The sequence below is a fragment of the Azospirillum lipoferum genome (assembly GCF_024170005.1).
GTDB lineage: Bacteria > Pseudomonadota > Alphaproteobacteria > Azospirillales > Azospirillaceae > Azospirillum > Azospirillum lipoferum.
Genome location: NZ_JALJXJ010000003.1, coordinates 64,220 through 87,437 on the forward strand (window position 1 = coordinate 64,220; position 23,218 = coordinate 87,437).

A 23,218-nucleotide genomic window follows, 5' to 3' on the forward strand; every position below is an offset into this window, starting at 1 on the left:
TCACGCCCCGTGGCAACGGGACACTTCGTCTCTGGACGCAGGGTCGCCTGATGGACGAGGTCAGAACCCCAGGTCGCGGTAAAGCTCCGCCAGCGGCATGTCGAGGCCGGCACTTTCCAGCACCAGCCGCCCGTCCTCCTCCAGCACCTCAGGTGCGGCGGGCCAGAGATGGTCCGAATCGCGGCGGTGCAGTTCCGCCCGGATAGCCCGCGAGTCGAGAAACAGGATCTCCCGGACCGACGGCATGGCGGCATAGGCGTGCAGCTTGGCCCGCTGCGCCTTCTCCTCCGTCGGCGACAGGATCTCCACCAGCAGAACCGGCGCCGTGGTGTAGGGGATTTCCGGATCGAACGGCTCGCAGGTCACAGCAAGGTCGGCGACACGGTAATTGTGCGTCGGGTCGAAATGCGGACGGACGCCGGCTTCCGACATGGCGCGGCAACGGCTTCCATCCCGCTTGCCCTTCTCCCGCAACGCATCGCGCAGAGCAGCGCCCAAGGCGATCTGCAAGGTGCTGTGTGCCGGGCTTGCGTGCGCCTGCCCGACGATCTCGCCATCGACCAACTCGTATTGGGCATCGTCCCTGAACTCCATCGCCAGGAATTCCTCGAGGGTCGTCAGCGGGGTGAAGCGGCGGACGAGCGGCATGGCGGTCTCCGATCCGGGCGGAACCTTCGGCAACAGCCCCAATGTAATCCATCCCCGCGCGCAAGCGAAGGGCACCACCTTTGCGTAGGCTTCCTCCCCCTTCGATTCCGGAAACCTTCACGGCCCCGCTTGCGTTCCCATCGGCATCACACAGCCACCGCAACGGAGACCGACTATGACCACCGTCAAGAAGTTCGCCCTGTTCGCCGTCCTGGGCACGCTGCTGGGCACCACGCTGGCCGCCTGCAACACGGTCGAGGGTGCCGGCCAGGACGTGCAGGCCGGCGGCCGCGCCATCGAGCGTGGCGCCGACAATGTCCAGAAGAAGATGTGACCGGATGAATGGGCCGACGGGGGAGCGCCCGCCAGCCGCGGTTTCCCCCGTCAGCCCATCATGCGCTTGATGGTGTTGGTCGTGCTCTGTCCCTGGACCAGCTCGGCCAGCACCACTTTTCCGCCATAGCTCTGGACGAAATCCGCCCCCACCACCGTGGCGATGGTGTAGTCGGCCCCCTTGACCAGCACCTCGGGGCGCAGGGCGTGGATCAGCGTCTCCGGCGTGTCCTCGCCGAAGATCACCACCAGATCGACGCAGCCCAGCGACGCCAGCACCGTGGCGCGCGCCGTCTCGTTCTGCACAGGCCGGCTCTCGCCCTTCAGCCGCTTCACCGACGCATCGCTGTTCAGCCCGACCACCAGCACGTCGCAGGCCGCCCGCGCCTGCTTCAGCAGCGAGATATGGCCGGGGTGCAGCAGGTCGAAGCAGCCATTGGTGAAGCCGACCCGCTTGCCGCGCAGCCGCCAGCGCTCCGCCCGTTCCGCCGCGGCATCGCGGGTCAGCACCTTTTCCTCGCCATGGCGCCACTGCTGCTCGTGCAGGCTGGACAGCAGCTCGGCCGAGCGGACGACGGCCGTGCCGACCTTGCCCACCACGATGCCGGCCGCCAGATTGGCCAGCCGCGCCGAATCGACCAGGTCGATCCCCACCGACAGCGCCGCGGTCAGCGTCGCCACCACCGTGTCGCCGGCGCCCGACACGTCGAACACCTCGCGCGCCTCGGCCGGCAGATGCACCGCATCCTCGGCAGTCACCACCGACATGCCCTGTTCGCTGCGGGTGGCGACGACGGCGCCGATGCCGCAGGTGGCGATCAGGTGGCGGGCGGCGGCGATCACCTCCTCGTCGGTGCGCGCCGGCAGGCCGGTGGCTTCCATCAGCTCCTTGCGGTTGGGCGTGACGATGTCGGCCCCGCGATAGCGCCGGTAGTCACGGCCCTTCGGGTCGACCACCACGGTGCGCCCGGCCTGCCGCGCGGCGGCGATCACCGCCACCACCAGCTCGTCGGTCAGCACGCCCTTGCCGTAGTCGGACAGGATGACGCCGCCCACCTCGGGCAGCAGCTCGCGCACACGGTCCAGCACGCGGCCCGCGACGGTGATCGGCACCACCGTTTCGATGTCGGTACGCAGAAGTTGCTGCTGGCCGGCGATGAAGCGGGTCTTCACCGTGGTCTGGCGCCCGTCCTCCACCACGATGGCGCCGTCGCTGACGCCCTCGCGGCGCAGCAGGGCCAGCAAATCGGCGCCGACGCCGTCGCGCCCGACCACCGAGACGAAGCGGCAGTCCGCCTCCAGCGCCACCAGATTGGCGGCGACGTTGCCGGCACCGCCCAGCTTGGGCACGTCACGGTCCACGCGCAGGACGGGGATCGGCGCCTCCGGCGACACCCGGTCCACCGAACCATAGACGAAACGGTCGAGCATCACGTCGCCAAGGCACAGCACGTTGGCGCGCGACAGGGTGTCGATGTGACGGGCAAGGTCGCTCATGGCGTTCTCTTACCAACGCCAAAGCGGTAACGCCAGAGGACAAGTTTGCGCCGGAGGATTGCCGGCCTCAGGAAAAGGCAGGAACATCCCGGCGGAGGTCGCCGGTCCCTTGCGTGAAGGTGAGCGTGATCGCCCCGTTCAACTCCACCGCGTCACTCCTCCCCGGCGCCGGATCAACCGTCAGGCCGGCATCGGCCAACGCGGCTTCGAACGCGCCGGTGCGGTCGCCCGGCAGCGAGAAGCGGATGGTCGCCATGACGTCGGAGAACAGCGTGTGATCGACGATCCAGCCGCCGGCCGCCCCCAGCGCATCGGCGACCGCGGTCAGCGCCCCGTTACGGTCCATGGCAACCACCGCCTCGTATTTCAGAAAGCTCCGCATCGGCATGTCCTCAGGTCCCGCCGCCCCCGCCATCAGACATCGGACATCCGAGCCACGAAGGGCCATCCAGTGTATTAGATGGCCAGTGTATTAGATGGATGTCCCCCGCGTAAGCTCACACATCCTCTACCCCGGCACGCCCGGCACCTTGCGAGCCACCATGCCCCGCCCCACCGTCACGACCAGCCTGTCGGCCAAGCTTCTGCTGCTCACCATCCTGTTCGTGCTGCTGGCGGAGGTGCTGATCTACGCCCCCTCCATCGCGCGGTTCCGCATGAGCTACCTGGAGGAACGGCTGGCCGCCGCCCATATCGCGGCCCTGTCGGTGGAGGCCGCCCCCGACCTGATGGTGACGAAGGAATTGCAGGCGAAGCTGCTGGCCTATACCGGCACCCACGTCATCGACCTGATCCAGCCGGGCGCGCGCGTCTACATGCTGTCGCGCCCGATGCCGCCGCAGGCCGATGCGGTGTACGACCTGCGCGGCACCGGCATGGGCATGCAGTTCGTCGATGCCGGCAACGCCCTGTGGCTGGCGCTGGAAGGCGCCCTGGGGGGTTCCCTCGGGCCGTCGCGCAACCGGGTGATTCGCGTGATCGACCGCTCGCCCAACGACCCGGCCCAGCGCGTCGAGGTGACGATGGACGAGCGGCCGCTGATCGACGCCATGCTGGACTTCTCCCGCCGCATCCTGGCGGTGTCGGTCGCCATCTCGCTGATCGCGGCGATCCTGGTCTATGTCACGCTGCATGCCCTGCTGGTGCGGCCGATGCGCCGGCTGACCGCCGAGGTCGTCGCCTTCCGACGCGATCCCGACGGCGCCCCGCCGCTGGTGCCCGGCACCCGGGCCGACGAGATCGGCGTGGCGGAGCGCGAGCTTGCCGCCATGCAGGGCACGGTGCGTGCGGCGCTGCGCCAGCGCGAACGGCTCGCCACGCTGGGCACCGCCGTGGCGAAGATCAACCACGACCTGCGCGGCATCCTGTCCACCGCCTCCCTCCTGTCGGAACGGCTGACCGAGAGCGCCGACCCGGAGGTGCGGCGGGTAACGCCGCGGCTGGTCGCCTCGCTAGACCGGGCGGTGGAACTGTGCGGCCAGACCCTGTCCTTCACCCGCGACGGCGTCCTGCCGCTCTCCCCCGCGCCGGTCGAGTTGCGCCGGCTGGTGGAGGAGGTCGGGGCCGAGGTTCTCGCCACCGCCCGCCCCGACGGCGGTCGGGTGGAGGCCGAGTGGATCAACGAGGTTCCCGCCGGCACGCTGGCCCAAGGCGACGCCGCCCAGCTCGGCCGCGCCCTGGTCAATCTCGGCCGCAACGCGGTGCAGGCCGGCGCCGACCGGGTACGGATCTCCGTCGAAGCCGGACCGTCGGGCCGGCTGACCCTGACCGTCGCCGACAACGGCCCCGGTCTCGCCCCGCGGGCGCGGGAGAACCTGTTCCAGCCCTTCGCCGGATCGGCGCGGGCCGGCGGGGTCGGTCTCGGCCTTGCCATCGCACGGGAAGTGCTGCGCGCCCATGGCGGCGATCTCCGGCTGGTGGAGAGCGCCGCCGCTGGAACGGCCTTCGCCCTTGACATACCGCAATGCAACCTGGACACCGGTGCGCTAGCTGTTGCAGGGCACAAGTCGTTTGTGTCGCATTGATTCCGCGGGCTCCGTCCCGCAGAATTCCTTCAAAGACGAAGCGTTCGCGGGCGGCCCGGCGGGGCGGGAGGCGGGCGCTTTTCCACCATCAACCCCACTGCCAACGCCTTGTTCTGAAAGGACTTCGGGACGTGAAAGCCTTCTCCTTCTGGATCAACCCCATCCTCGCCGGCATCATGGCCTTCGTCGGCCTGCTCGCCTCCTCGCGCGCGGCGGACGAAGGCTTCGCGGCCGGCGGCCTGATCGTTTTCATCGCCTGCGTGCTCTTCATCTTCGCGTCGATCGGCCGCTATTTCGACCGTCTGGGCTCCGCCCACTGACTGTCGCGGCAAGCGACCGGTACCGCGAAGGCCGGGTGAACCACCCGGGGGCAGGCGCCCAACGAAGCGGGTGCCACATGACACTCAATCTGGCATGGGACCCCAACGCCTTCGCGACGATTCATGTCCTGCGCCGCCGTCCGGTCATGGACCTGATGGCGGCGCTTCCCTTCTCCCTGACGCCACGCACCATCGTCGATCTCGGCTGCGGTGCCGGGCAGCTGTCCCGGCTGCTGGCGGCGCGCTGGCCGCTCGCCGACGTGCTGGCGGTCGATCATTCCCCGGCGATGCTGCGCTGGGCCGCCGACACGCCGTCGCGCGTGCGCTACCGGCAGGCCGATCTGACGGTCTGGCGTCCGCATTGGCCGGTAGACCTCGTCATCTCCGCCGGCGGGTTGCAGCATGTGGCCGGGCACGAACGGCTGTTCCCCGACCTGCTGCAATCGCTCGGCCCCGGTGGTGTCCTGGCCGTCGCCCTGCCCCGCCCGCAGGACCAGACCGCCCACCGCCTGCTGCTGGAGACGGCCGCCGACGGCCCCTGGTCCGGCCGACTGCACGGCGCCTGGCCTCCGGTGGAGGAAACAGGCCAAAGGTACGGCGCCCAGGATTATTACGACTGGCTCTCCCCCCAGGGCGCCGTGATCGACCTGTGGGAGACCGAGTATTTCCACGCGCTGGATGGCGATGTGCCGCTTCTGCAATGGCTGCATCAGTCGGCGCTGGTTCCGGTGATGGACCGCCTGACCGGCCCCGAACTCGACCGCTTCCTCGCCGCCTACCGCCGCCGGCTGGAGACGGCGTACCCGGAGCATTCCAGCGGCAGCGCCTTGATCCCGACCAAGTGGCTGTTCCTGCTGGCGCAGGTGTAGGCGCTGCTGCGACAGGCCTCACTCCACCAGCCTGATCTCCGTCGTCGTGACTCCCGCGGCCCCGACCGTCACCGCATAATCGTCGAAGCTGGGCGGACCGAAACTGCCGCGGGCGGAGCGGCTGAAGCCGTGTGGTTCGGCCGGAATGCCGAACAGGCCGGTGGACATCTGCCCATTGTCGTCCAGATCCTGGAAGGCGACCACCCCATAGCGGCCGGCCGGCAGGTCGGGGAAGACCACCTGAACCTCGGTCTCCAGCGCCGCCGGGAAGTAACCGGCTCTGGGCTTCTTCGCCTTATCGGCTTCGGCACTGTCGAACAACGCGACCATCACCTTGCCCTGATTGGGTTTGACGTTGCGGACGGTTGCGCGAAGCTCCCCTGCAGCGGCCGTTCCGGCGGCGGCCAGCGCCAGCAGCGTCGCCGTCACCGTTACTGGGGCGATCATCCTTGCGGACCGACGCGCAATCCAACTCCGGATCTTCATCCCCCAGTCTCCCCTGGTTGTCCCCGCCCCGCCCGTCTCCTAAACGCCCTCTCCACGGAAGGGCCGCGACAGCAGCCCCTCGATCGTCTCGTCCAGCCCGGCACCGCGATTCAAGATGGCATCCACCGCCGCGCAGATCGGCATGTCGACGCCCAGCTTGGCCGCCAGCCCGACCACCGCAGCGGCGGTATAGACACCCTCCGCCACCGACCGCCGGACTGCCAGGATCTCGGCCAGCGCCTTGCCCTCACCCAGCGCCGCCCCTAGCGACATGTTGCGCGATTGCAGGCTGGAGCAGGTCAGCGTCAGATCGCCCAGCCCCGACAGCCCCATCAGCGTCTCCGCCCGGCCGCCGAGCGCCAGCGCCAGCCGGGTGATCTCCGCCAGCCCGCGGGTGATCAGCGCGGCGCGGGCATTGTCTCCCAGCCTCCGCCCCTCGACCACGCCGCAGGCGATGGCCAGCACATTCTTCACCGCCCCGCCGATCTGCGAGCCGACGACATCGTCCGAGCGGTAGGGCCGGAAGGTGCGGCTACCCAGCGCCGCCACCAGCGCCGTGCCCAGATCATGGTCGGCACAAGCCAGCGTCACCGCCGTCGGCAACCCGCGCGCCACCTCCGCCGCGAAGGTCGGCCCGGACAGGATCGCCACCGGATTGCCGGAAGGCAGCGATGCGGCGACCGCCTCGCTCATCAACGCGTGGCTGTCCAACTCGATCCCCTTGGCGCAGACGACGACGGGGGCACCCGGCTTCAGCAGCGGCGCCATCCGCGCGGTGACGCTGCGCGCGTGCTGGGCCGGCGAGACCAGCAGCACGGCATCGCAATTGCCCAGCTCGGCCAGATCGCCGGTGATCCGCAGCGCATCGGGCAGCGGCACGCCGGGCAGGTAATCGCGGTTCTCGCGGCGGATGCTCATCGCCTCGACCACCGCCGGCTCGCGCGCCCACAGCAGAGTCTCGCGTCCGGCCCGCAACGCCGCCAGTGCCAACGCCGTTCCCCAGGCACCGCCACCGACGACGCCGATGCGATTGAGGGAGGGCATGGCGCTCATGGCAAGTCACTCACATCGACTGGACGACCACGCTCCCATCCCCCTCTCCCCCCCGGGGAGAGGGTCGGGGTGAGGGGGATGCATGGGGTGGATCGGTGGGAAAATGAGAGGCGCCGCGCGTCGAGCAAAGCCACGCCACGCTCCCCCCTCACCTCGACCCTCTCCCCGGGGGGGAGAGGGGATGTCGCAGAAGGGAAAGGGGATGTAAGAATGCGCTTCACGCCTTCACCCCCGCACCGACCCCCGCGCGCCCGATCACCGGCGCCGCGTTCGGGTCCAGCGGCCATCGCGGACGGGGGGCGAAGTTCAGCGGGTCGCTTTCGCCCAGCCGGAAGCGCTCGATCCCGGCCCAGGCGATCATCGCCGCATTGTCGGTGCACAGGCGCAGCGGCGGGGCGACGAACTGCATGCCCTGCTTCTCCGCCAGCATCGACAGCCGGCTGCGGATCGCCTTGTTGGCGGCGACGCCGCCGGCGACCACCAGGGCGCCACCCTGCGGATGGTCCTCCTTGAAGCGCCGGATGGCGCGGGCACAGCGGTCGGCCAGCACCTCCGCCACCGTCGCCTGGAACGCGGCGGCAAGATCGTCGCGATCCGCATCCGGCAAGACGCCGCCCAACTCCTCCACATGCCGCCGCACCGCGGTCTTCAGCCCGGAGAAGGAGAAATCGCAGCCCGGACGCCCCAGCATCGGCCGCGGCAGCTCGAAGCGCGCCGGGTTGGTCGCCCGCGCCGCCGCCTTCTCCACCAGCGGCCCACCGGGATAGCCCAGCCCCAGCAGCTTGGCCGTCTTGTCGAACGCCTCGCCCACCGCATCGTCGATGGTGGTGCCGAGCCGGCGGTAGCGCCCCACCCCCTCCACCGCCAGCAACTGGCAATGGCCGCCCGACACCAGAAGCAGCAAGTAAGGAAAGGCGACGTCGTCGGTCAGCCGCGCGGTCAGCGCGTGACCTTCCAGATGGTTGACGGCGACGAAGGGCAGTCCGCGCGCCGCGGCGATGGCCTTGGCGGTCATTACACCGACGATGACGCCGCCGATCAGCCCCGGCCCGCCGGTGGCGGCCACCGCATCGAGGTCGCCGAAGCCGATCCCGGCCTCGGCCATGGCGCGGCGGATCAGCCCGTCCAGATGTTCCAGATGGGCGCGGGCGGCGATTTCCGGGACGACGCCGCCATAGGGCGTGTGGTCGTCCAGCTGCGACAGCACGACGTCGGCGCGGATCTCGCGCGCGTCGGTGACGACGGCGGCGGCCGTCTCGTCGCAGCTCGTTTCGATTCCAAGAACGATCATGGCGCCAAACTAGCCGCCTTGGCCGTCCGGGTACAGGATGGAGTTGCGCACACCTCCGCGCATGAAATTTGATCCGCCTCAATCTTATGTATGAGGGGCAGACGAATCCTTGCAAAGCTGCGCGGATCCCCTAGAACTCGGGCTTATGACGACCCACCCGCTCCGTATCGGGACGCGCGGCAGCCCGCTGGCGCTGGCGCAGGCCCACGAAACCCGCGACCGCCTGATCGCCGCCCATCCGCATCTCGCCGCCCCCGGCGCCATCGAGATCGTCGTCTTCAAGACCACCGGCGACCGCATCCTCGACCGCACCCTGGCGGAAGCGGGCGGCAAGGGCCTGTTCACCAAGGAGCTGGAGGAGGCGCTGTTCGACGGCCGCGCCGACCTTGCCGTCCATTCGATGAAAGACGTGCCGACCCAGCTTCCCGACGGGCTGGAGATCGCCACCCTGCTGCCGCGCGAGGATCCGCGCGACGCCTTCTTCGCCCGCTCCGGCAGCGGTCTGGCCGATCTGCCGGCCGGTTCGGTGGTCGGCACCGCCGGCCTGCGCCGCCAGGCCCAGGTGCTGGAGCTGCGCCCCGACCTGAAGATCTTCCCGCTGCGCGGCAACGTGCAGACCCGCCTGTCCAAGCTGGACGCGGGCGAGGTGGACGCTACCCTGCTGGCCCTGGCCGGCCTGCGCCGCCTCGGCCTGACCGAGCGCATCACCGCGGTGCTGGAACCCGAGACCATGCTGCCGGCGGTCGCCCAGGGCGCCATTGGCATCGAGATCCGCAGCGACGACGACGCCACCCGCGCTCTGCTGGCCCCGCTGAACTGTGCGGAGACCATGCTCCGCGTCACGGCGGAGCGCGCGCTGCTGGCCGCCCTCGACGGCTCCTGCCGCACGCCGATCGCGGCGCTGGCGGTGCTGGACGGCGATGATCTGCACCTGCGCGCCAAGGTGCTGTCGCCTGATGGCCGCAGCATCTTCCGGGCGGAACGCCGCGGCAAGGCGACCGATGCCGAGTCGCTGGGCGCCGACGCCGGGGCCGAGATCCGGGCGCAGCTGCCGCCCGATTTCTTCGCCGCCGCCCCCCACTGACCCTCCCTCCGGCCAGGTTTTCCGCATGACGGAAAAGCAGCCCGAACCATCCCTGCCGCACGGCCGTACGCGCCTGCTGGTGACCCGCCCGGCGGAGGATGCCGAGCCCCTGGTCCGTCGGCTGGAGGCGCTCGGCCATGCTGCGGCGGTGGAGCCGATGCTGTCGATGGTCTGGCTCGACGGGCCGGAACCCGACCTGTCGGACGTACAAGCGCTGCTGTTCACCAGCGCAAACGGCGTACGGGCCTACACCAAACGTACGAGCCGGCGCGACCGTCCGGTGCACGCCGTTGGAGACGCCACGGCGCGGGCGGCACGGGCGGCCGGCTTCGACCAGGTCGACAGCGCGTCAGGCGACGTGTACGCGCTTGCGGAGCGGGTCAAGGCCATGCGCGATCCGTCTGCCGGTACGCTCCTGCATGTGGCGGGAAGCAAGGTGGCGGGCGACCTCGCCGTCCTGCTCGGGACGGCCGGCTTCGCGCTGCGGCGCAGCGTGATGTACGACGCCGTACCCGCGCTAACCCTGTCGGATGAGACCGCGACATTTTTGCGTACGTCCGCACTCGACGGCGTGCTGTTTTTCTCTCCCCGTACCGCTGCATCCTTTGTTAGGCTGCTGGCCGAGTCGGAACTGGTCGGCTGTTGTCGTACGGTCGATGCGTTCTGCCTCAGCCCCGCGGTCGCGGAGGCTGCCCGTGCGTACGGCGAAAAGGGAGTGATGCCGTGGCGAAGCGTACGGGTGGCGGCTCGGCCGGAGCAGGACGCCCTGCTCGATCTGTTGCCGGTCGCCGGGTAACTCCGGCGCGGTCCGGCCGTACGGCTTACACCCCCGGTGCGTCCGGGTGGGGACCGCAGCCGTACGGGGGACGAGGGGGACCGGTCAGGGGGGCTGTGACGTTACAACGAACAACAGCGAACCGAAGGTACAGCCCATGACCTCTCGTCCAGGCTCCGAACGCCCCGGCACCGACCGTGACGGCGACGGCGCCAGCACCGGCAATGCGGCGGTCGACCGCATCGTCGAACGTTTCGGCGGCATCCGCCCGATGGCCCACAAGCTGGACACCCCGGTAACGACGGTCCAGGGCTGGAAAAAGCGCGGCGCGATCCCGCTGGCCCGCCACGCCGACCTGCGCGCCGCCGCCGCCAAGCACCGCATCAAGCTGGACGATGCCGACCTGGACGCGGCGACCCCCAGCGAGGATCGTCCGACCGACGCCGCCGCTGCCGCCATCACGATCGATGCGGTTCCGGTGGTGGAACCGATCCCGGCCGCCTCCCCGGCCGACACCATTCCCGGCACCGATACCCCGGCCGCCGGCCCGACCACCGGCGCGGTGACCGAGCTGCAATCCGCCGACGCCCTGATACCGCCGGCCATGCCGATCGGCGCGACCGAAAACCTGGGCGGCGCTCCGAAGACCGACGCCGAGAAGGCCGAAGAGACGAAGACGGAAGACACCAAGTCGGAAGGGGCGAAGACCACCGCCTCGACCACCAGCTGGACGCCGTCCGGCAGCGCGGGCTACAGCCGCAACGCCGATGCCGAGCCGGTGCGTCCGACCATCGCCCCGACTCCCTCCTATATCGACGAGCCCCGCTCCGGTAGCGGTTTCGCCACCGCCCTGTCGGTCGTCGCCCTTCTGGTCGGCGCCGCCGCCCTGTCGGAGCCCTGGTGGGGGCCCGCACTGCCCGGCTGGCCCGCCACCTCGGCACCCGCCGCTTCGAGCGGTGCATCCGCCCCGGCAGATCCGGCACTGCGTTCGCAGATCCAGCAGCTGGCCGACCGTGTCGGCAAGCTGGAGCAGCGTCCGGCCAGCGCTCCCGGCAATGGCGGCACCGTCGACGTTTCCGCCCTGACCCAGCGGATCGACGCGCTGGAGAAGCGCCCGGCCGCCACCCCCGACACCGGCGCCGCGGATGCCCAGAAGGCGCTGGCCGACCGCCTCGCCGCGCTGGAGCAGAAGGTCACCGCCGCCTCCGGCAACGCCCAGGCGGCGCAACAGCTGCGCGGCGAGGTCGACGCGCTGAAGCAGCAGGTCACCAGCGTCAACCAGGCCGTCAGCGAGCGGCAGGACGCCGCCACCGCCGCCCAGGCTCTGGTGCTGGCCGCCGGCCAGCTGCGCGCCTCCCTGTCAGGCGGCCAGCCGTTCCAGCAGGATCTCCAGGCCGTCCGCGCGCTCGGCATCTCCGATGCGGGCGTGACCCAGCCGCTCGACTCGGTGGCGCCCTATGCCGCCAAGGGCATCCCGACCCGTGCCCAGTTGACCGACCGCTTCCAGCCGCTGGCCGGCGAGATCGTCCGGGCGGAGGTTCGTGGCGAGGGCAACAGCTGGATCGACTCGGCGGTCGGCAAGCTGTCCACCCTGGTCACCGTGCGCCGTGAGGGCGGCGGAGTGGTCGGCACCACCGCCGACGCCGTCGTCGCCCGTGCCGAGGCTGCGCTGAACGCCGGCAATCTGGCCAAGGCGGTGGAGGAGCTGTCGACCCTCCAGGGTCCGGCCGCGCAGACCGCTGCCCCGTGGCTGGCCGACGCCAAGGCGCGTGTGGCCGCCGATCAGGCCGCGCGCCAGCTGAACGACCGCGCCATCGCCCTGATGACCACCGCCGCCGGCGGGAAGGGGACGGCCCAATGATCCGCGCCCTCTGGTTCCTTCTGAAGGTCGCGGTGGTCATCGCCGCCGCGATCTGGCTTGCCGACCGTCCCGGCACCGTCAGCGTCCACTGGCTGGGCTACGCCGTCGAGGCACCCTTCTGGGTCGCGCTGCTGGTCACGCTGGTGGCGCTGGGCATCGCGGCACTCGGCTACCGCCTGCTCCGCGGTACGGTCCGCCTGCCGCAGCGTCTGCGCCGCCACGGCCGTGCCCGCCGCCGCGAGCGTGGCTACCGCGCCCTGACCCAGGGCATGGTCGCCATCGCCGCCGGCGACGCGCCGACCGCGCGCAAGATGGCGCGCAAGGCCGACGTCCTGCTGAACGAACCGCCGCTGACCATGCTGCTGTCGGCCCAGGCCGCCCAGTTGCAGGGTGACGAGCGCGCCGCCAAGCAGTATTTCACCGCCATGCTGGAGCGGCCGGAAACCGCCTTCCTCGGCATGCGCGGGCTGCTGACCCAGGCGATCAAGTCGGGCGACCGGGTGGAGGCGCTGAACCTCGCCCGCAAGGCGCGCGGTCTCCAGCCCAACACCCCCTGGCTGCTCGGCACGCTCTATGACCTGGAGGCGCAGGCCGGCGACTGGGCTGCCGCCGAGGGCACCTTGCAGCAGGCGATCCAGGCCGGAGCCATCCCGACCGAGGAGGGCCGCCGCCACCGCGCCGTCCTGCTGCTGGAGCGCAGCTTCGAGGCGGAGCGCCGCGGCCGGGCCGATGCCGCCCTGTCGCACGCCCAGGCGGCGCACGACATCATGCCGGGCTTCGCTCCCGCCGCCGTGCGTCTGGCCCGTCTCCAGGTCGCCGCCGACCGGCTGAAGCCGGCCGCCAAGGTGGTGGAGCGGACGTGGCGCCTGTCGCCGCATCCGGAACTGGCCGACGTCTATCGCGGCATCGTCTCCAGCTATGACGCACTGACCCGCGTGCGGCTGTTCCAGAAGCTGGTGCGTCAGGCCCCCGATTCGGCCGAATCGCACCTCGCCGTCGCCCAGGCCGCCATCGAGGCCCAGCTATGGGGCGAGGCGCGCCAGCACCTGAACCGCGCCATGGAGATCGGCCCGACCCGCCGCACCTACCGGCTGATGGCGGAACTGGACCGCGGCGAGCGCCATGACGAGGCGGCGGCGAAGGACTGGCTGGCCAAGGCCGCCAACGCGCCAGAGGATCCGGTGTGGACCTGCGGCTCCTGCGGGGCGGTCAGCCACAACTGGGGCGGCCTGTGCGGCCATTGCGGCGCCTTCGACAGCCTGACCTGGAAGAGCCCGACGGTCGCCGTCCCGCTGATGGAACCGACCGACATCCCCCCGGTGCTGGCCCGTCCGGCCACCGCGTAAGGTTGACGCACTGAAGATTCCCTCTCCCTCCCCTCTCCCGGGGCGGGAGAGGGTTTTTTTTATTGCCGCATCCCCTCCGGCCCGACACGGTCCAGCGGCAGTTCCTTCATCGCCAGCAACCGGTCCAGCAGACGGCCTCCGGCAGGCGGAGCCGCAGCCCTGGTGGCGCTGGCGATGCCGGCGGCCTCCGCAACGGGGGCCGCATTCTCCAGCCGGGTGTTGTCGATGCGGTACTCACCGCCCGACAGGCTGTTGACCAGCTGTTCCTTCGGCGACGGGCCAGCCACAACATTGCCATCGGCGACATTGCCGTGCATCCGGCCGGCCGGACCGGCACTGGGCACCCATTCCAGCCGCAGGAAGCGGTCCTTGCCGTCATTCATCATCGTGATGTTGTCGGCCACCCGGTTGTTGTCGCCGCCATGCAGGAAGATCGCCGCCATGCCGGTGTTCTCCAGCAGGTTGCCCTGCACCGTCACGCCGCTGGTCATGTCGTCCAGATAGATGCCGAAGCCCTTGTAGCGGACCAGCCAACGCCCCTGCGCATCGGTGGCGAGCCCGCCGGTATCGCGGATGTCGTTGAAGCGGATGAAGCTGCGGGTGTCGTTGCCGCTGCGCCCCAGCATCTCGACGGCGCCGGCGTCGGCGGTCTGGCGCGATGTGTCGCAGATGCGGTTGAACTCGATCGTGTTGTCGCTGTTCACCGTCTGCGGGTTCCAGTTCTTGATCGAGATGCCGTAGCGGGCCGACCGGCGGATGTCGTTGTGGGCGATCAGCGTGTTGCGGATGCCGGCCCCCATCACCCCACCGCTGAAGAATCGCACCTCGCCGATGTCGCTGATGCGGTTGGCGAGGATGCGGTTGTCGCTGCTGCCCGGCGCCAGCACCACGCCGGAGCGGCCGAGATGCTCCATCCGGTTTCCCGACACCTCGGTCCGGCTGGCACCGTCCAGCATCACCCCGGTGCCGACCAGGGCGAAGCGGTTGCCGGCGACCCGCGCGCCGCTGCCGCCCTTCACCACCACCGCATTCCCGTCCCACGGCACGTCGGTGAAGGTCAGCCCCTCAACCGACACGTTGCGGGCGTTGTCCAGCCGCAGCAGCACCGGCTGTCGCGCCACCACCACCTCCGCACCCGCGCTGTTCAGCCCGGTGGGTGGCTTGACCAGCAGGCGCTTCGTCCTGGCGTCCCAGGCGAACTCGCCCGGCCGCGTCAGGAAATCGGGATGGCCGAGCAGACGCACGGTGGAGCCGTCGCGATACGGATACTGCCCGTCACCGCCGAAGCTCAGCAATCCGCCTGGATCGGCGGACACCACGTCCAGCAGGTCGTCGGACAGCCTTTCGCGGTCCAGCGCCTGCGCCCGCACCCCCGGTCCGGCCCAGCCGGCCTTCAGCACGCCGGGGGGAAGCCGCATCTGCCGCTTGCTCCCCGGACTCTTGGGGTCGGACTGCACCGCCTTGGCCGGGAACCAGCCGCTACGCGGATCGCCCGGCGTGAAATCGCCACTGCGTGCCGCGTCCAAGCGCTGCCCACCGATCGACACGTCCAGTGCCGGATCGCGCGCCAGTGGTGCCGACAGCACGCCATTCGCCATCTGGGCGCCGCCGACCACTTCACCGCCCGACAGCACCGGCTGCTCGCCCTCCACCGCGGTCAGCCGCAGCCCCGGCAGTGACGCATCCACCACCAGCGGCGCCGTCAGCCGATAGGTGCCGCCATGCAGCCGCACGGTGGCCGGGCCGCTTCCCTTGGCGGCGGCCAGCGCACGGGCCGGGGTGGCGAAGGGACCGTCGCGCCCGTCCGGCGACGGTTGCGCCAAGCGCCCCGACCAGCGGTCATTGCCGTTGGGCGAGACATAGAAGGTTGCGTCCGCCGCCACCGCCGGCCCCCATCCGGCGGCAGCAAACAGAAACGCAGACGTCAGCAGAATCCGAGGCAGGATTTGGGCCGCTCCACTCCGAAGACGAGGTTGGGAACGGAACATGGGAGAACCTCCTCCAAAACAGCGGCAGATGCCGCCGAAGGGGGGAGACTGACCCAGCCCCGCCGGCCCGGCAAAAGCGCGAAGGGGGTGTGCAGGTGCGAAGGGGCCACGCCCTCTGCACCCCTGCCGACCCGGGACGGGACGTATAGGCTGGCTTTTCATCCTAGCCTGACCGGCCGGTCGTACCCGCTTGCCCGCGGACCGTCCTTCGTTCAGGCGGGGCCTACAACCGGGGACGGTTTGCCGATGATCGAAATGGCGCTGATCGCGCAGGTCCTGGTGCTGGTGCTGGTGACCGCGGTGTACCTCAGCTCCGGCAGCGCGTCGATGTTCCATCCGATGACGCTGTACCTGATCTTCCACACCCTGGTCTTCGTCATGCGGCCGGTCCTGGTCCACACCCAGCATTTCGACGATGTCTGGCTGTTCATGGGCTTCTGGCCGGACGAGAAGCAGTTCGTCATGACGCTGGTGGTCAGTTCGGTCGGGCTGATCGCCTTCGCCGCCGCCTGCATCTGGGCCGGACTGGTCCGGCCCGACTGGACGCCGAACGGCGAGCCGGCACCCACCTTCACCTTCGACCGCGTCGACATCGTCGCCTTCCTGACCACCGCGGTGCTGCTGGGTCCGCTCGCCATCTACTCGGCGGTCCAGCGCCAGGGCGGCGCCAGCTTCGACGGCACCGGCGACGTGCAGATGGAGCGCGACCCGCTGACCGGCCAGCCGATCTACACCAACACCACCGGCTACATCGCGGAGGCTCATTCGATGGGTCTGCCGCTGACCTTGGGGCTCATCTGGGTCTGCCGTTTCCACCCGCTGTCCTTCATCCCCTTCGCCGGCTTCGTCGCCTACCGCGCCTATCTCGGCTGGGGGCGCTGGGCGATCATCATGGGCATTCTGGGGCTGGTGCTGCTGATGCTGTACCGCACCCGCACTAGGTGGTTCCGGCTCTGGCATGTGCTGGCCGCCATCCCGGTGATGGGACTGTTCACCGTGCTGGGCAACAACCGCGATGCCTTCCGCGACGTGCTGGCCGGCGACGCCCCGGCCTCCGTCCTGCTGAAGTTCAACGGCGGCAGCGGCAGCGGCCGGGCGCTCGACGCGCTGGCCGGCCAGGATTTGGCCAACTTCGACTTCCTCGCCTACATCCTGTGGGTGGTGCCGAAACAGTCGGCGACCTACACCTGGTTCACCCAGTACCTGCAACTCTTCACCGAGCCGATCCCGCGCCTGCTGTGGCCGGGCAAGCCGGTGGGTGCACCGGTGAAATGGGTGGACCTGAACGATTACGGCGTCTTCTACAACCTGACCACCTCGCTGCCGGGCGACGGCTGGATGAGCGCCGGCTGGATCGGCATGATCGTCACCATGGTGGTGGTCGGCCTGATCCTGGGCCGCCTGCACCGCTGGTTCTGGACCAGCGGATTCCGCAACCGCTACGCCGTGCTGTTCTATTGCGCCTTCCTGCCGCTGTGCCTGCAATGGTTCCGCGACGGCAACATCACCATCGTGAAGTTCGGCTTCTTCTCGCTGCTGCCGATCCTGCTGTGGATCGGGCTGACCCGGGCACTCCGCGCTTGGGGAATCCTGGACGACGATCCGCTTCGCCCGGTGGTGGCACCGCCCAATTTTGCCCGAAGGGAGCCGTCATGACGCTGACCGTCAGCGCCGTCATCGCCACCTACAACCGCGGGCCGGAGCTGCGCATCGCGCTGACCCGGCTGATGAGCCAGACCACCCCGCCGATGGAGATCATCGTCATCGACGACGGCTCCAGCGACGGCACCGGCGCCATGATGCGGGCGGAATTCCCCACCGTCCGCTATGTCCGCCAGCCGCACAATGGCGGGTTGATCCTGGCCCGCAACTTCGGCTTCGTAAACACCACCGGCGACTGCATCCTGTCGGTCGACGACGACAGCTGGTTCGAGGAGCCGGACGGGCTCGCCCGCTGCGTCGCCTATCTGGAGCAGAACCCGGAGGTCGCCGCGGTCGCCTGCAACATCGAGACTCGCGACGGGCTGGTCTATTTCCCCAAGGGTGCCGCTCCCTTCGATGTGCCTTGGTATGTCGGCTGCGGCCATCTGCTGCGGCGCAGTGCCGTGGAGCGGGTCGGCCTCTACATGCCCGAACTCTACCGCCAGGGCGAGGAGAAGGACCGCTGCCTGCGGCTGGTCGGCGCCGGCTACCGTGTCGTGGCCCTGCCCGATGTCATGGTCTACCACGACAAGAGCGAGAAGGGCCGCAAGCCGGGGATGGAGCGCTTCTACAACCACCGAAACGACCTGATCCGCGAGGTGGCGCGCTGTCCCTCCCCGCTGATGGCGTGGCGGCTGGCGCGCGCCTGGGCCGGCAACAGCTGGAAGAACCTGCGCCAGGGCCCGCGCCTGACCGACCTGAAGGTGCTGCTGGCCCTGCCGCAGATCCTCCGCATCGGCCTGAAGCACCGCGCGCCGGTCAGCTTGGAAGCCTACCAGCGCTGGCTGCATCTGGCGAAGACCGCGGCCCCGGCCAGCGCCCCATCGGCGGACAAGCCCGTCAGCCGGGCTGCATCCCGCCCAGTTGCAGCAGAACGGCCCAGCCCAGCACGATCAGATTGACGGTCAGCGTCATCGCCATGCCCGGTGCGCGCGCGAAGGGATGCACCAGATACCCGGCCCAGAACAGCAGCCGCCCCAGCACGAACAGCCCGGTCGCCACCACCGCCGCACCCAGCGAGGGTTGCGGCAGGGTGACGACCAGGGCCGCCAGAGCCGGGACGAAGATGGCGGACTGTTCCACGCTGTTGGCCAGCACCCGCTGGGCGACGCGCTGGCCCCGCGATTCGGGGTCTTCGATCGGGTTCAGGGCGGCATGGCGCCCGCGCATCGCCATCACGCCACCGACCATGAGGATCAGCAAAAGCGCCGGCCAGACCACCAGCCGCGCCCACAGGACCATCCGCGCGCCCGGCGCGTTGACACCCGTCGGCGGCACCACCAGCGACAGCAGCAGGACGAACAGCAATGCCGTCGCCACGGTCGCCGCTCCGTTCAGCAGCAGGGCGCGCAGGACAAGGGAGTTGCGCCGGCGGGGGGTGCTTTGCGGAAGGCTGCTGTCGGACATCAGGTCAGGGCTCCGTCAAAGGCCGGGGATTCGACAAAGGCGCGACAGCTTCCCATCTGGAAAGGATCGCGCCCCGTTCTTTTGACCAATAACGGCCCAGCCCATGATTTGGATCAAGGCCCGGATGCCGCCGCGGGTGTCCCATATCGTTGTGACCTAGGGGCGACCGCAGTGGCGGAGATGTTGTCAGCCTCTCTTTTCGCTACCATGTTGTAACCATCTGCTTCACCATGTGGGTGAACGCGGGGATCTCGATGGTGGAGGGCCTATGATGGATCTCGTTCTGCTCGGTGGTGCGGTGGCGACGGCTGCGGCGTTGGCCGGTCTGATCGCCACGATGCCCACACCCAAACCGATTCCGATCCGCATCCGCGACCGGCGGCGCCAGCGGCGCTGATCCGCTTTCCGATCGACCGCTTTCATCGCAACGGTCATCGGGCGGCGGCCGCCGGCTCATCGCAGCGGCATCGCTGAATTGAGGAAGCTGACGACAAGGTCCGACACCTGACGGTGGATGACCTCCCGGTTTCGGCCATCCTGATCATGGCCGCCGCGATCACGGCAGATCATCCCATCCCCGGGCTGTGCGGCCTCCAGCAGCGGAATGGCGCCGGCTTTGCAGATGCTCAGAAAGCTGAAGTGGCTGGCATCGGCGATTTCAACATAGAGCGTCCGGTCGCCGGGCAGCAGGCCCGCCAGATAGCGTGACTCCAGTTCGACCGGCATTTTCCGATCGCCTGGACCGGCGCCGATGACCAGGAACGGCTTGTCGATCCCGCTGAGACTGGCCGGATCGAATCCCTGCGCCAGCCCCAGATCCAGCGTGACGAACGCCTCGATCCGCTCGTCCGCCATCGGAGTCGTTACCCAGGGGCGCCGCGCCGTCCCGTCCTCATCCGATCCGCCGATCCCAGGCCGGCAAGCCGCCATCAGCGGATGGGCAGCGCAAGCGGCCTCATGGCGCGATGGATCGAACCGGGCTCCGGCCAGGGCGACGGCGGTCCACCCGCCAAGCGAATGGCCGACCACCGCCGCGCGTCCGGGGACGACCAATGCGGACCAGCGGGAATCCCCGTTCAGCCAGTCGATGACCCGGGAGATATCCCCGGGGCGCTTCCACAGCATGGTCCCACCCGGCGGAGCCATGTCCCGGCTGGTCGATCCGGGATGATTGGGCGCGGCGACGAGATAGCCCTCCGCTGCCAGATCGGCGGCCAGCCATTGCTGGTTGGTCCAATTGCCGCCGTAACCGTGCGAGAGCACCACCAGCCTGTGCCGGCCCGGCTGCGGCGGAGCGTCGATCCGGACCGCCGCGCCTGAGAAGACGCGATAGTCGCCGACCAGGGTGGTTTCCCCCGCAGCCTCCGCCGGATACCAGACCGCGACCTCAAGCGCGCGGTGCTGCTCCGTCGCCGGCAGGGACAGTTTCTGGAAGCCGATGGATGGCGATTCGGCCCGGACCGGACCCGCCAGTACTGCGACAGCCAGCGCAAAGAGCATGGGGTGGGAAAGGCGCGTCATGTCGGTGCTCTCCCTGCTCCGGAAAACCACGCCCCGAACAGTCAGCGATCCAGATCGCGGATCGCGCGGTTCAGTTCGAATTCCTTCGAGGCGACGTAGGCCTCCATCCCGACGATCCGCTTCTCCATGTCGCGGAAGCGCTGGGTCAGGCCGGCGAGCGAACGGTCGGGCTTGGTCGACACCGTTCGCCAGAACGCCTCCTCCTCGGCATCGCGATACAGCTGCGGCGGACGCACCGGCAGCACCATCAGCGCGATGACATAGGCGATCACCAGCGGCACCGAGAAGAAGAACAGGGCGAACAGCATCGCCAACCGGACGACGGCCGGCTGCACGCCGAAGTAATCGGCGATGCCCGTGCACACCCCGCCCAGCACCCCGCGCTGCGGATCGCGGTAGAGCCTGTGCGGATTCGGCGAGTCGTAGGGGGACGCGCGGTCCATGACTCCTCCCAAATATTGAATGACTTACGTCGGCCCCGCCTGCGCGGGGATGAAATCGGCCGGGACGGGTGATCCGCCCCTCGAACCACCATCGCGCCTTGCTGCCGTCACACCTTGTTGCGCCAGTTGGGCGCCTCGGTGTCCAGCACGCGTTCCAGCGCGTGGATGCGGGTCTCCAGCCGGTTGGAGATTTCCCACAGTTCGGCCAGCAGCCGTTCGTCCTGCGCGGACAGCCCGCGCTGCGAGCGCCACTTGGTGATGTAGTGGAAGACGATCCAGACCGGCGCCACCACCACCAGGAACAGCACCGCGAGGACGAAACCCATGAACCCCATGGTCGTCGGACCTTCTTATTGTCGTGAGGGGAACGGGCGGGGCGTCACCGCCCCACCCCGGTAGCCACGTCCGGCCGGCCGCCGGTCAGCCGCCGCTCAACCGTTGCGGCGGGCGGCGATGCGGGCTTTCAGCGCAGCCAGATCCTCTTCGACCTTCTGGCTCGCCTCAAGCTCGGCGATCTCCTCGGTCAGGCTTTTGGTGCGGCCGACATCGTAGGATTCGACGCGGCCTTCCATCTCGTCGAGGTTGCGCTCCACCTGCTCGAAGCGCGACAGGGCGTCGTTGATCCGCTCGTCGTGCAGCGCGGTGCGCAGCTTGACCCGGTTGGTCGCCGTCTGGGTGCGGGCGACCAGCGCCTTCTCGCGGGTCTTGGCGTCGGTCAGCTTGGCCTGGAGACGGCCGATATCCTCGTTGGCCTTGGACAGCGCCGCTTCGACCTGCACCAGCTGCGCGGTCAGCGCATCGGCCTGTTCGACCAGCTTGGCCTTGGCCATCAGCGCCCCCTTGGCCAGATCCTCACGGCCGGCGGTCAGCGCCACCTCGGCCTTGCGGTCCCATTCGTCGCGTTCGCGGTGGAGGTCGACGACGCGGCGTTCGATCTCCTTCTTCTCCGCGATGATCTTGACGGTGGAGGAGCGCACCTCGACCAGCGTGTCCTCCATCTCCTGGACGATCAGGCGGATCAGCTTCTCCGGCTCCTCGGCGCGGTCGAGCAGGGAGTTGAGGTTCGACTGCACGATGTCGGTCAGGCGCGAAAAGATGCTCATGGTCGGTGTCCCGTCAATCAGCCGAGGATGGCGCCGGCGACGATGCCGGCGAAGAAGAACAGCCAGCTTTCCGCCGGCCGGGTGGCGAGATAGTTGCGCACGCGGCGGGCCAGCGGACGGGCCTGTGCGGTGTTGAAGCGGTCACCGCCGTAGCGGCGGCGGAAATCGCTGAAGTCGCTCATGGATGACCTCCTTGCCATGCCACAGCTATCGCAACCGCCGTGCCAGCCGGGCCGGACCACCCTCAACCCCTTGCGAAGCCTGGGCTTCCTGCGGTTAAGCGGGATGGACGCCCGGATTGCCGTATCGCCATACAGACGATATCATCGCTGAAAAGGCGAATTAATGGTGAAATCCACGATGTCGACCACTCCTCCCTCCTTGCTCGGCGAATCGCCGGCCTTCCTGGCCGCGCTGGCGCATGTGTCGCGGGTGGCGCCGCTGGAACGCCCAGTGCTGGTCATCGGGGAGCGCGGGACCGGCAAGGAGCTGATCGCCGCCCGCCTGCATTACCTGTCGCAGCGATGGGACCGCCCCTTCGTCAAAGTGAACTGTGCGGCTCTGCCCGAGTCGCTGCTCGATTCGGAGCTGTTCGGCCATGAGGCCGGGGCTTTCACCGGCGCCAACCGCCGGCAGATCGGCCGGATCGAGCAGGCCGACGGCGGCACGCTGTTCCTGGACGAGATCGCCACCGCCTCCCCCGCTGTTCAGGAGAAGCTGCTGCGTGCCGTCGAGTATGGCGAGATCGAGCGGGTCGGTGGCCGCACCGCCACCGTCGATGTCCGGGTGGTCGGCGCCACCAACGCCGACCTGCCGGCACTGGCCGCCGCCGGCCGCTTCCGCGCCGACCTGCTGGACCGTCTGGCCTTCGACGTGGTGACCCTGCCGCCGCTGCGTGCCCGCCCCGACGACATCCCGCCGCTGGCCGAGCATTTCGCGCTGGGCATGGTGCGGGAGTTGCAGCGCCCGCTGTTCCCCGGCTTCACCGACGCCGCACTCGACCGGCTATGCGGCCACGACTGGCCCGGCAATGTGCGCGAGCTGCGCAACGCGGTCGAACGCTCCGTCGCCGCCGCCGACCCCGACGAGCCGCTCGACCACATCGTCCTCGATCCCTTCGAGTCGCCCTGGCGCCCGGTCGCAGCTCCGACGGCCCGCGTCGAGACAGCGCCTCCCGCCACAGGGGCGACCGCCATCATCCCCATCCCTGCCTTCGACGGCGGCATCCTCGATCAGGTCCGCGCCTTCGAAGCCTCGATCCTGCGCGACTCGCTGGAGCGCAACCGCTTCAACCAGCGCCAGACCGCCGAGGCGCTGGGGTTGGGCTACCACCAGCTGCGCGGCATGCTGAAGAAGCACGGGCTGATCCCACCCGCCCATCTGCGACCTTAGGCCGTCCCCGGACCGCGCGTTTCCCATGTTATACCAGTTGCCAACCGCCGGCAGAGCGGTCCGCCACGATACGGGA

General features: G+C 69.5%; 25 protein-coding genes. 12 read left to right on the forward strand and 13 right to left on the reverse strand.

Annotated features, from left to right (window positions below; translation table 11 throughout):
• Positions 1–60: 60 nt before the first annotated feature.
• Positions 61–648, reverse strand: a complete 588-nt coding sequence (locus tag J2848_RS07740) for a Uma2 family endonuclease (RefSeq protein ID WP_149229566.1) — start codon at positions 646–648, stop codon at positions 61–63.
• A gap of 175 nt (positions 649–823) precedes the next feature.
• On the opposite strand from J2848_RS07740, the gene J2848_RS07745 reads away from it, so the two are divergent.
• Complete coding sequence (locus tag J2848_RS07745; protein ID WP_149229565.1) at positions 824–982, forward strand: entericidin A/B family lipoprotein; 159 nt, start codon at positions 824–826, stop codon at positions 980–982.
• A 50-nt stretch (positions 983–1,032) separates the two neighbouring features.
• On the opposite strand, the gene rfaE1 is transcribed toward J2848_RS07745, so the two are convergent.
• Positions 1,033–2,478 (reverse strand): D-glycero-beta-D-manno-heptose-7-phosphate kinase, encoded by a 1,446-nt coding sequence (gene rfaE1 / locus J2848_RS07750; protein WP_149229564.1) that lies wholly within the window; start codon positions 2,476–2,478, stop codon positions 1,033–1,035.
• Between the two features lie 67 nt (positions 2,479–2,545).
• On the reverse strand, positions 2,546–2,860 hold the full coding sequence (locus tag J2848_RS07755; protein ID WP_149229563.1) for a hypothetical protein: 315 nt from the start codon (positions 2,858–2,860) through the stop codon (positions 2,546–2,548).
• 160 nt (positions 2,861–3,020) lie between these two features.
• On the opposite strand from J2848_RS07755, the gene J2848_RS07760 reads away from it, so the two are divergent.
• The 3 genes from J2848_RS07760 (at position 3,021) to J2848_RS07770 (ending at position 5,691) form a co-directional block, all read left to right on the forward strand.
• The gene (locus tag J2848_RS07760; protein WP_149229562.1) at positions 3,021–4,502 is read left to right on the forward strand and encodes a sensor histidine kinase; all 1,482 of its coding nucleotides are present in this window, start codon (positions 3,021–3,023) and stop codon (positions 4,500–4,502) included.
• 131 nt (positions 4,503–4,633) lie between these two features.
• The gene (locus J2848_RS07765) at positions 4,634–4,822 is read left to right on the forward strand and encodes a hypothetical protein (protein WP_149229561.1); all 189 of its coding nucleotides are present in this window, start codon (positions 4,634–4,636) and stop codon (positions 4,820–4,822) included.
• A gap of 77 nt (positions 4,823–4,899) precedes the next feature.
• Positions 4,900–5,691: a methyltransferase domain-containing protein gene (locus J2848_RS07770; RefSeq protein ID WP_246193629.1), complete on the forward strand. Its 792-nt coding sequence runs from the start codon at positions 4,900–4,902 to the stop codon at positions 5,689–5,691.
• 18 nt (positions 5,692–5,709) lie between these two features.
• Here J2848_RS07770 and J2848_RS07775 read toward each other — a convergent pair whose 3' ends face one another.
• The 3 genes from J2848_RS07775 to tsaD all read right to left on the reverse strand — a co-directional run bounded on the left by J2848_RS07775 (position 5,710) and on the right by tsaD (position 8,521).
• Positions 5,710–6,138, reverse strand: a complete 429-nt coding sequence (locus tag J2848_RS07775) for a DUF2141 domain-containing protein (protein ID WP_170306940.1) — start codon at positions 6,136–6,138, stop codon at positions 5,710–5,712.
• A 78-nt stretch (positions 6,139–6,216) separates the two neighbouring features.
• Entirely contained in the window at positions 6,217–7,221 is a 1,005-nt protein-coding gene (locus J2848_RS07780) for an NAD(P)H-dependent glycerol-3-phosphate dehydrogenase (RefSeq protein WP_170306975.1), read from the reverse strand.
• A gap of 226 nt (positions 7,222–7,447) precedes the next feature.
• Positions 7,448–8,521, reverse strand: a complete 1,074-nt coding sequence (gene tsaD / locus J2848_RS07785; protein WP_149229558.1) for a tRNA (adenosine(37)-N6)-threonylcarbamoyltransferase complex transferase subunit TsaD — start codon at positions 8,519–8,521, stop codon at positions 7,448–7,450.
• A 145-nt stretch (positions 8,522–8,666) separates the two neighbouring features.
• On the opposite strand from tsaD, the gene hemC reads away from it, so the two are divergent.
• The 4 genes from hemC (at position 8,667) to J2848_RS07805 (ending at position 13,587) form a co-directional block, all read left to right on the forward strand.
• On the forward strand, positions 8,667–9,605 hold the full coding sequence (gene hemC / locus J2848_RS07790; RefSeq protein ID WP_149229557.1) for a hydroxymethylbilane synthase: 939 nt from the start codon (positions 8,667–8,669) through the stop codon (positions 9,603–9,605).
• Between the two features lie 25 nt (positions 9,606–9,630).
• Positions 9,631–10,401 carry a uroporphyrinogen-III synthase gene (locus tag J2848_RS07795; protein ID WP_149229556.1) on the forward strand — a complete coding sequence of 257 codons (771 nt, stop codon included), beginning with the start codon at positions 9,631–9,633 and terminating at the stop codon, positions 10,399–10,401.
• Positions 10,402–10,537: 136 nt separating this feature from the next.
• Positions 10,538–12,241, forward strand: coding sequence for a mitofilin family membrane protein (locus tag J2848_RS07800; RefSeq protein ID WP_149229555.1), 1,704 nt, complete (start codon positions 10,538–10,540; stop codon positions 12,239–12,241).
• Positions 12,238–13,587: a heme biosynthesis protein HemY gene (locus J2848_RS07805; protein ID WP_149229554.1), complete on the forward strand. Its 1,350-nt coding sequence runs from the start codon at positions 12,238–12,240 to the stop codon at positions 13,585–13,587. Before J2848_RS07800 ends, J2848_RS07805 begins: the two co-directional genes overlap by 4 nt.
• 59 nt (positions 13,588–13,646) lie before the next feature.
• Here the strand turns inward: J2848_RS07805 and J2848_RS07810 are convergent, their stop codons facing one another.
• Complete coding sequence (locus J2848_RS07810; RefSeq protein WP_246193627.1) at positions 13,647–15,470, reverse strand: right-handed parallel beta-helix repeat-containing protein; 1,824 nt, start codon at positions 15,468–15,470, stop codon at positions 13,647–13,649.
• 351 nt (positions 15,471–15,821) lie between these two features.
• Here J2848_RS07810 and J2848_RS07815 point away from each other — a divergent pair, with 351 nt between their 5' ends.
• Together J2848_RS07815 and J2848_RS07820 are read left to right on the forward strand one after the other, a co-directional pair.
• A complete protein-coding gene (locus J2848_RS07815) occupies positions 15,822–17,231 on the forward strand; it encodes an O-antigen polymerase (RefSeq protein ID WP_149229552.1) in 1,410 nt (469 codons plus the stop codon).
• Complete coding sequence (locus tag J2848_RS07820) at positions 17,228–18,178, forward strand: glycosyltransferase family 2 protein (protein WP_149229551.1); 951 nt, start codon at positions 17,228–17,230, stop codon at positions 18,176–18,178. Before J2848_RS07815 ends, J2848_RS07820 begins: the two co-directional genes overlap by 4 nt.
• Here J2848_RS07820 and J2848_RS07825 read toward each other — a convergent pair.
• Complete coding sequence (locus J2848_RS07825) at positions 18,117–18,683, reverse strand: MAPEG family protein (RefSeq protein ID WP_149229550.1); 567 nt, start codon at positions 18,681–18,683, stop codon at positions 18,117–18,119. The genes J2848_RS07820 and J2848_RS07825 overlap by 62 nt on opposite strands.
• A gap of 268 nt (positions 18,684–18,951) precedes the next feature.
• On the opposite strand from J2848_RS07825, the gene J2848_RS35875 reads away from it, so the two are divergent.
• Positions 18,952–19,080 carry a hypothetical protein gene (locus J2848_RS35875; protein WP_014246717.1) on the forward strand — a complete coding sequence of 43 codons (129 nt, stop codon included), beginning with the start codon at positions 18,952–18,954 and terminating at the stop codon, positions 19,078–19,080.
• A 56-nt stretch (positions 19,081–19,136) separates the two neighbouring features.
• On the opposite strand, the gene J2848_RS07830 is transcribed toward J2848_RS35875, so the two are convergent.
• The 5 genes from J2848_RS07830 to J2848_RS07850 all read right to left on the reverse strand — a co-directional run bounded on the left by J2848_RS07830 (position 19,137) and on the right by J2848_RS07850 (position 21,932).
• Positions 19,137–20,204, reverse strand: coding sequence for an alpha/beta hydrolase family protein (locus tag J2848_RS07830; protein ID WP_149229549.1), 1,068 nt, complete (start codon positions 20,202–20,204; stop codon positions 19,137–19,139).
• 41 nt (positions 20,205–20,245) lie between these two features.
• On the reverse strand, positions 20,246–20,647 hold the full coding sequence (gene pspC, locus J2848_RS07835) for an envelope stress response membrane protein PspC (protein ID WP_149229548.1): 402 nt from the start codon (positions 20,645–20,647) through the stop codon (positions 20,246–20,248).
• Between the two features lie 107 nt (positions 20,648–20,754).
• On the reverse strand, positions 20,755–20,973 hold the full coding sequence (gene pspB, locus J2848_RS07840) for an envelope stress response membrane protein PspB (protein WP_246193625.1): 219 nt from the start codon (positions 20,971–20,973) through the stop codon (positions 20,755–20,757).
• Between the two features lie 105 nt (positions 20,974–21,078).
• Positions 21,079–21,750 (reverse strand): phage shock protein PspA, encoded by a 672-nt coding sequence (pspA, locus tag J2848_RS07845; protein ID WP_149229546.1) that lies wholly within the window; start codon positions 21,748–21,750, stop codon positions 21,079–21,081.
• Positions 21,751–21,767: 17 nt separating this feature from the next.
• Positions 21,768–21,932: a hypothetical protein gene (locus J2848_RS07850; protein WP_170306939.1), complete on the reverse strand. Its 165-nt coding sequence runs from the start codon at positions 21,930–21,932 to the stop codon at positions 21,768–21,770.
• A gap of 178 nt (positions 21,933–22,110) precedes the next feature.
• On the opposite strand from J2848_RS07850, the gene pspF reads away from it, so the two are divergent.
• Positions 22,111–23,142 carry a phage shock protein operon transcriptional activator gene (gene pspF / locus J2848_RS07855; protein ID WP_211103047.1) on the forward strand — a complete coding sequence of 344 codons (1,032 nt, stop codon included), beginning with the start codon at positions 22,111–22,113 and terminating at the stop codon, positions 23,140–23,142.
• The last annotated feature ends 76 nt before the right edge of the window (positions 23,143–23,218 follow it).

What these genes read in the sequence shown, in the direction of transcription:
- pspF (WP_211103047.1), top strand. Translation starts at nt 22,111, where the DNA reads ATGTCGACCACTCCTCCCTCCTTGCTCGGCGAATCGCCGGCCTTCCTG.
- J2848_RS07775 (WP_170306940.1), bottom strand. Translation starts at nt 6,138, where the DNA reads ATGATCGCCCCAGTAACGGTGACGGCGACGCTGCTGGCGCTGGCCGCC.
- pspB (WP_246193625.1), bottom strand. Translation starts at nt 20,973, where the DNA reads ATGGGTTTCGTCCTCGCGGTGCTGTTCCTGGTGGTGGTGGCGCCGGTC.
- J2848_RS07800 (WP_149229555.1), top strand. Translation starts at nt 10,538, where the DNA reads ATGACCTCTCGTCCAGGCTCCGAACGCCCCGGCACCGACCGTGACGGC.
- J2848_RS07815 (WP_149229552.1), top strand. Translation starts at nt 15,822, where the DNA reads ATGATCGAAATGGCGCTGATCGCGCAGGTCCTGGTGCTGGTGCTGGTG.
- J2848_RS07825 (WP_149229550.1), bottom strand. Translation starts at nt 18,683, where the DNA reads ATGTCCGACAGCAGCCTTCCGCAAAGCACCCCCCGCCGGCGCAACTCC.
- J2848_RS07850 (WP_170306939.1), bottom strand. Translation starts at nt 21,932, where the DNA reads ATGAGCGACTTCAGCGATTTCCGCCGCCGCTACGGCGGTGACCGCTTC.
- J2848_RS07745 (WP_149229565.1), top strand. Translation starts at nt 824, where the DNA reads ATGACCACCGTCAAGAAGTTCGCCCTGTTCGCCGTCCTGGGCACGCTG.
- pspC (WP_149229548.1), bottom strand. Translation starts at nt 20,647, where the DNA reads ATGGACCGCGCGTCCCCCTACGACTCGCCGAATCCGCACAGGCTCTAC.
- J2848_RS07795 (WP_149229556.1), top strand. Translation starts at nt 9,631, where the DNA reads ATGACGGAAAAGCAGCCCGAACCATCCCTGCCGCACGGCCGTACGCGC.
- rfaE1 (WP_149229564.1), bottom strand. Translation starts at nt 2,478, where the DNA reads ATGAGCGACCTTGCCCGTCACATCGACACCCTGTCGCGCGCCAACGTG.
- J2848_RS07760 (WP_149229562.1), top strand. Translation starts at nt 3,021, where the DNA reads ATGCCCCGCCCCACCGTCACGACCAGCCTGTCGGCCAAGCTTCTGCTG.
- J2848_RS07780 (WP_170306975.1), bottom strand. Translation starts at nt 7,221, where the DNA reads ATGCCCTCCCTCAATCGCATCGGCGTCGTCGGTGGCGGTGCCTGGGGA.
- pspA (WP_149229546.1), bottom strand. Translation starts at nt 21,750, where the DNA reads ATGAGCATCTTTTCGCGCCTGACCGACATCGTGCAGTCGAACCTCAAC.
- hemC (WP_149229557.1), top strand. Translation starts at nt 8,667, where the DNA reads ATGACGACCCACCCGCTCCGTATCGGGACGCGCGGCAGCCCGCTGGCG.
- tsaD (WP_149229558.1), bottom strand. Translation starts at nt 8,521, where the DNA reads ATGATCGTTCTTGGAATCGAAACGAGCTGCGACGAGACGGCCGCCGCC.
- J2848_RS07770 (WP_246193629.1), top strand. Translation starts at nt 4,900, where the DNA reads ATGACACTCAATCTGGCATGGGACCCCAACGCCTTCGCGACGATTCAT.
- J2848_RS07740 (WP_149229566.1), bottom strand. Translation starts at nt 648, where the DNA reads ATGCCGCTCGTCCGCCGCTTCACCCCGCTGACGACCCTCGAGGAATTC.
- J2848_RS35875 (WP_014246717.1), top strand. Translation starts at nt 18,952, where the DNA reads ATGATGGATCTCGTTCTGCTCGGTGGTGCGGTGGCGACGGCTGCGGCG.
- J2848_RS07805 (WP_149229554.1), top strand. Translation starts at nt 12,238, where the DNA reads ATGATCCGCGCCCTCTGGTTCCTTCTGAAGGTCGCGGTGGTCATCGCC.
- J2848_RS07830 (WP_149229549.1), bottom strand. Translation starts at nt 20,204, where the DNA reads ATGACGCGCCTTTCCCACCCCATGCTCTTTGCGCTGGCTGTCGCAGTA.
- J2848_RS07820 (WP_149229551.1), top strand. Translation starts at nt 17,228, where the DNA reads ATGACGCTGACCGTCAGCGCCGTCATCGCCACCTACAACCGCGGGCCG.
- J2848_RS07755 (WP_149229563.1), bottom strand. Translation starts at nt 2,860, where the DNA reads ATGCGGAGCTTTCTGAAATACGAGGCGGTGGTTGCCATGGACCGTAAC.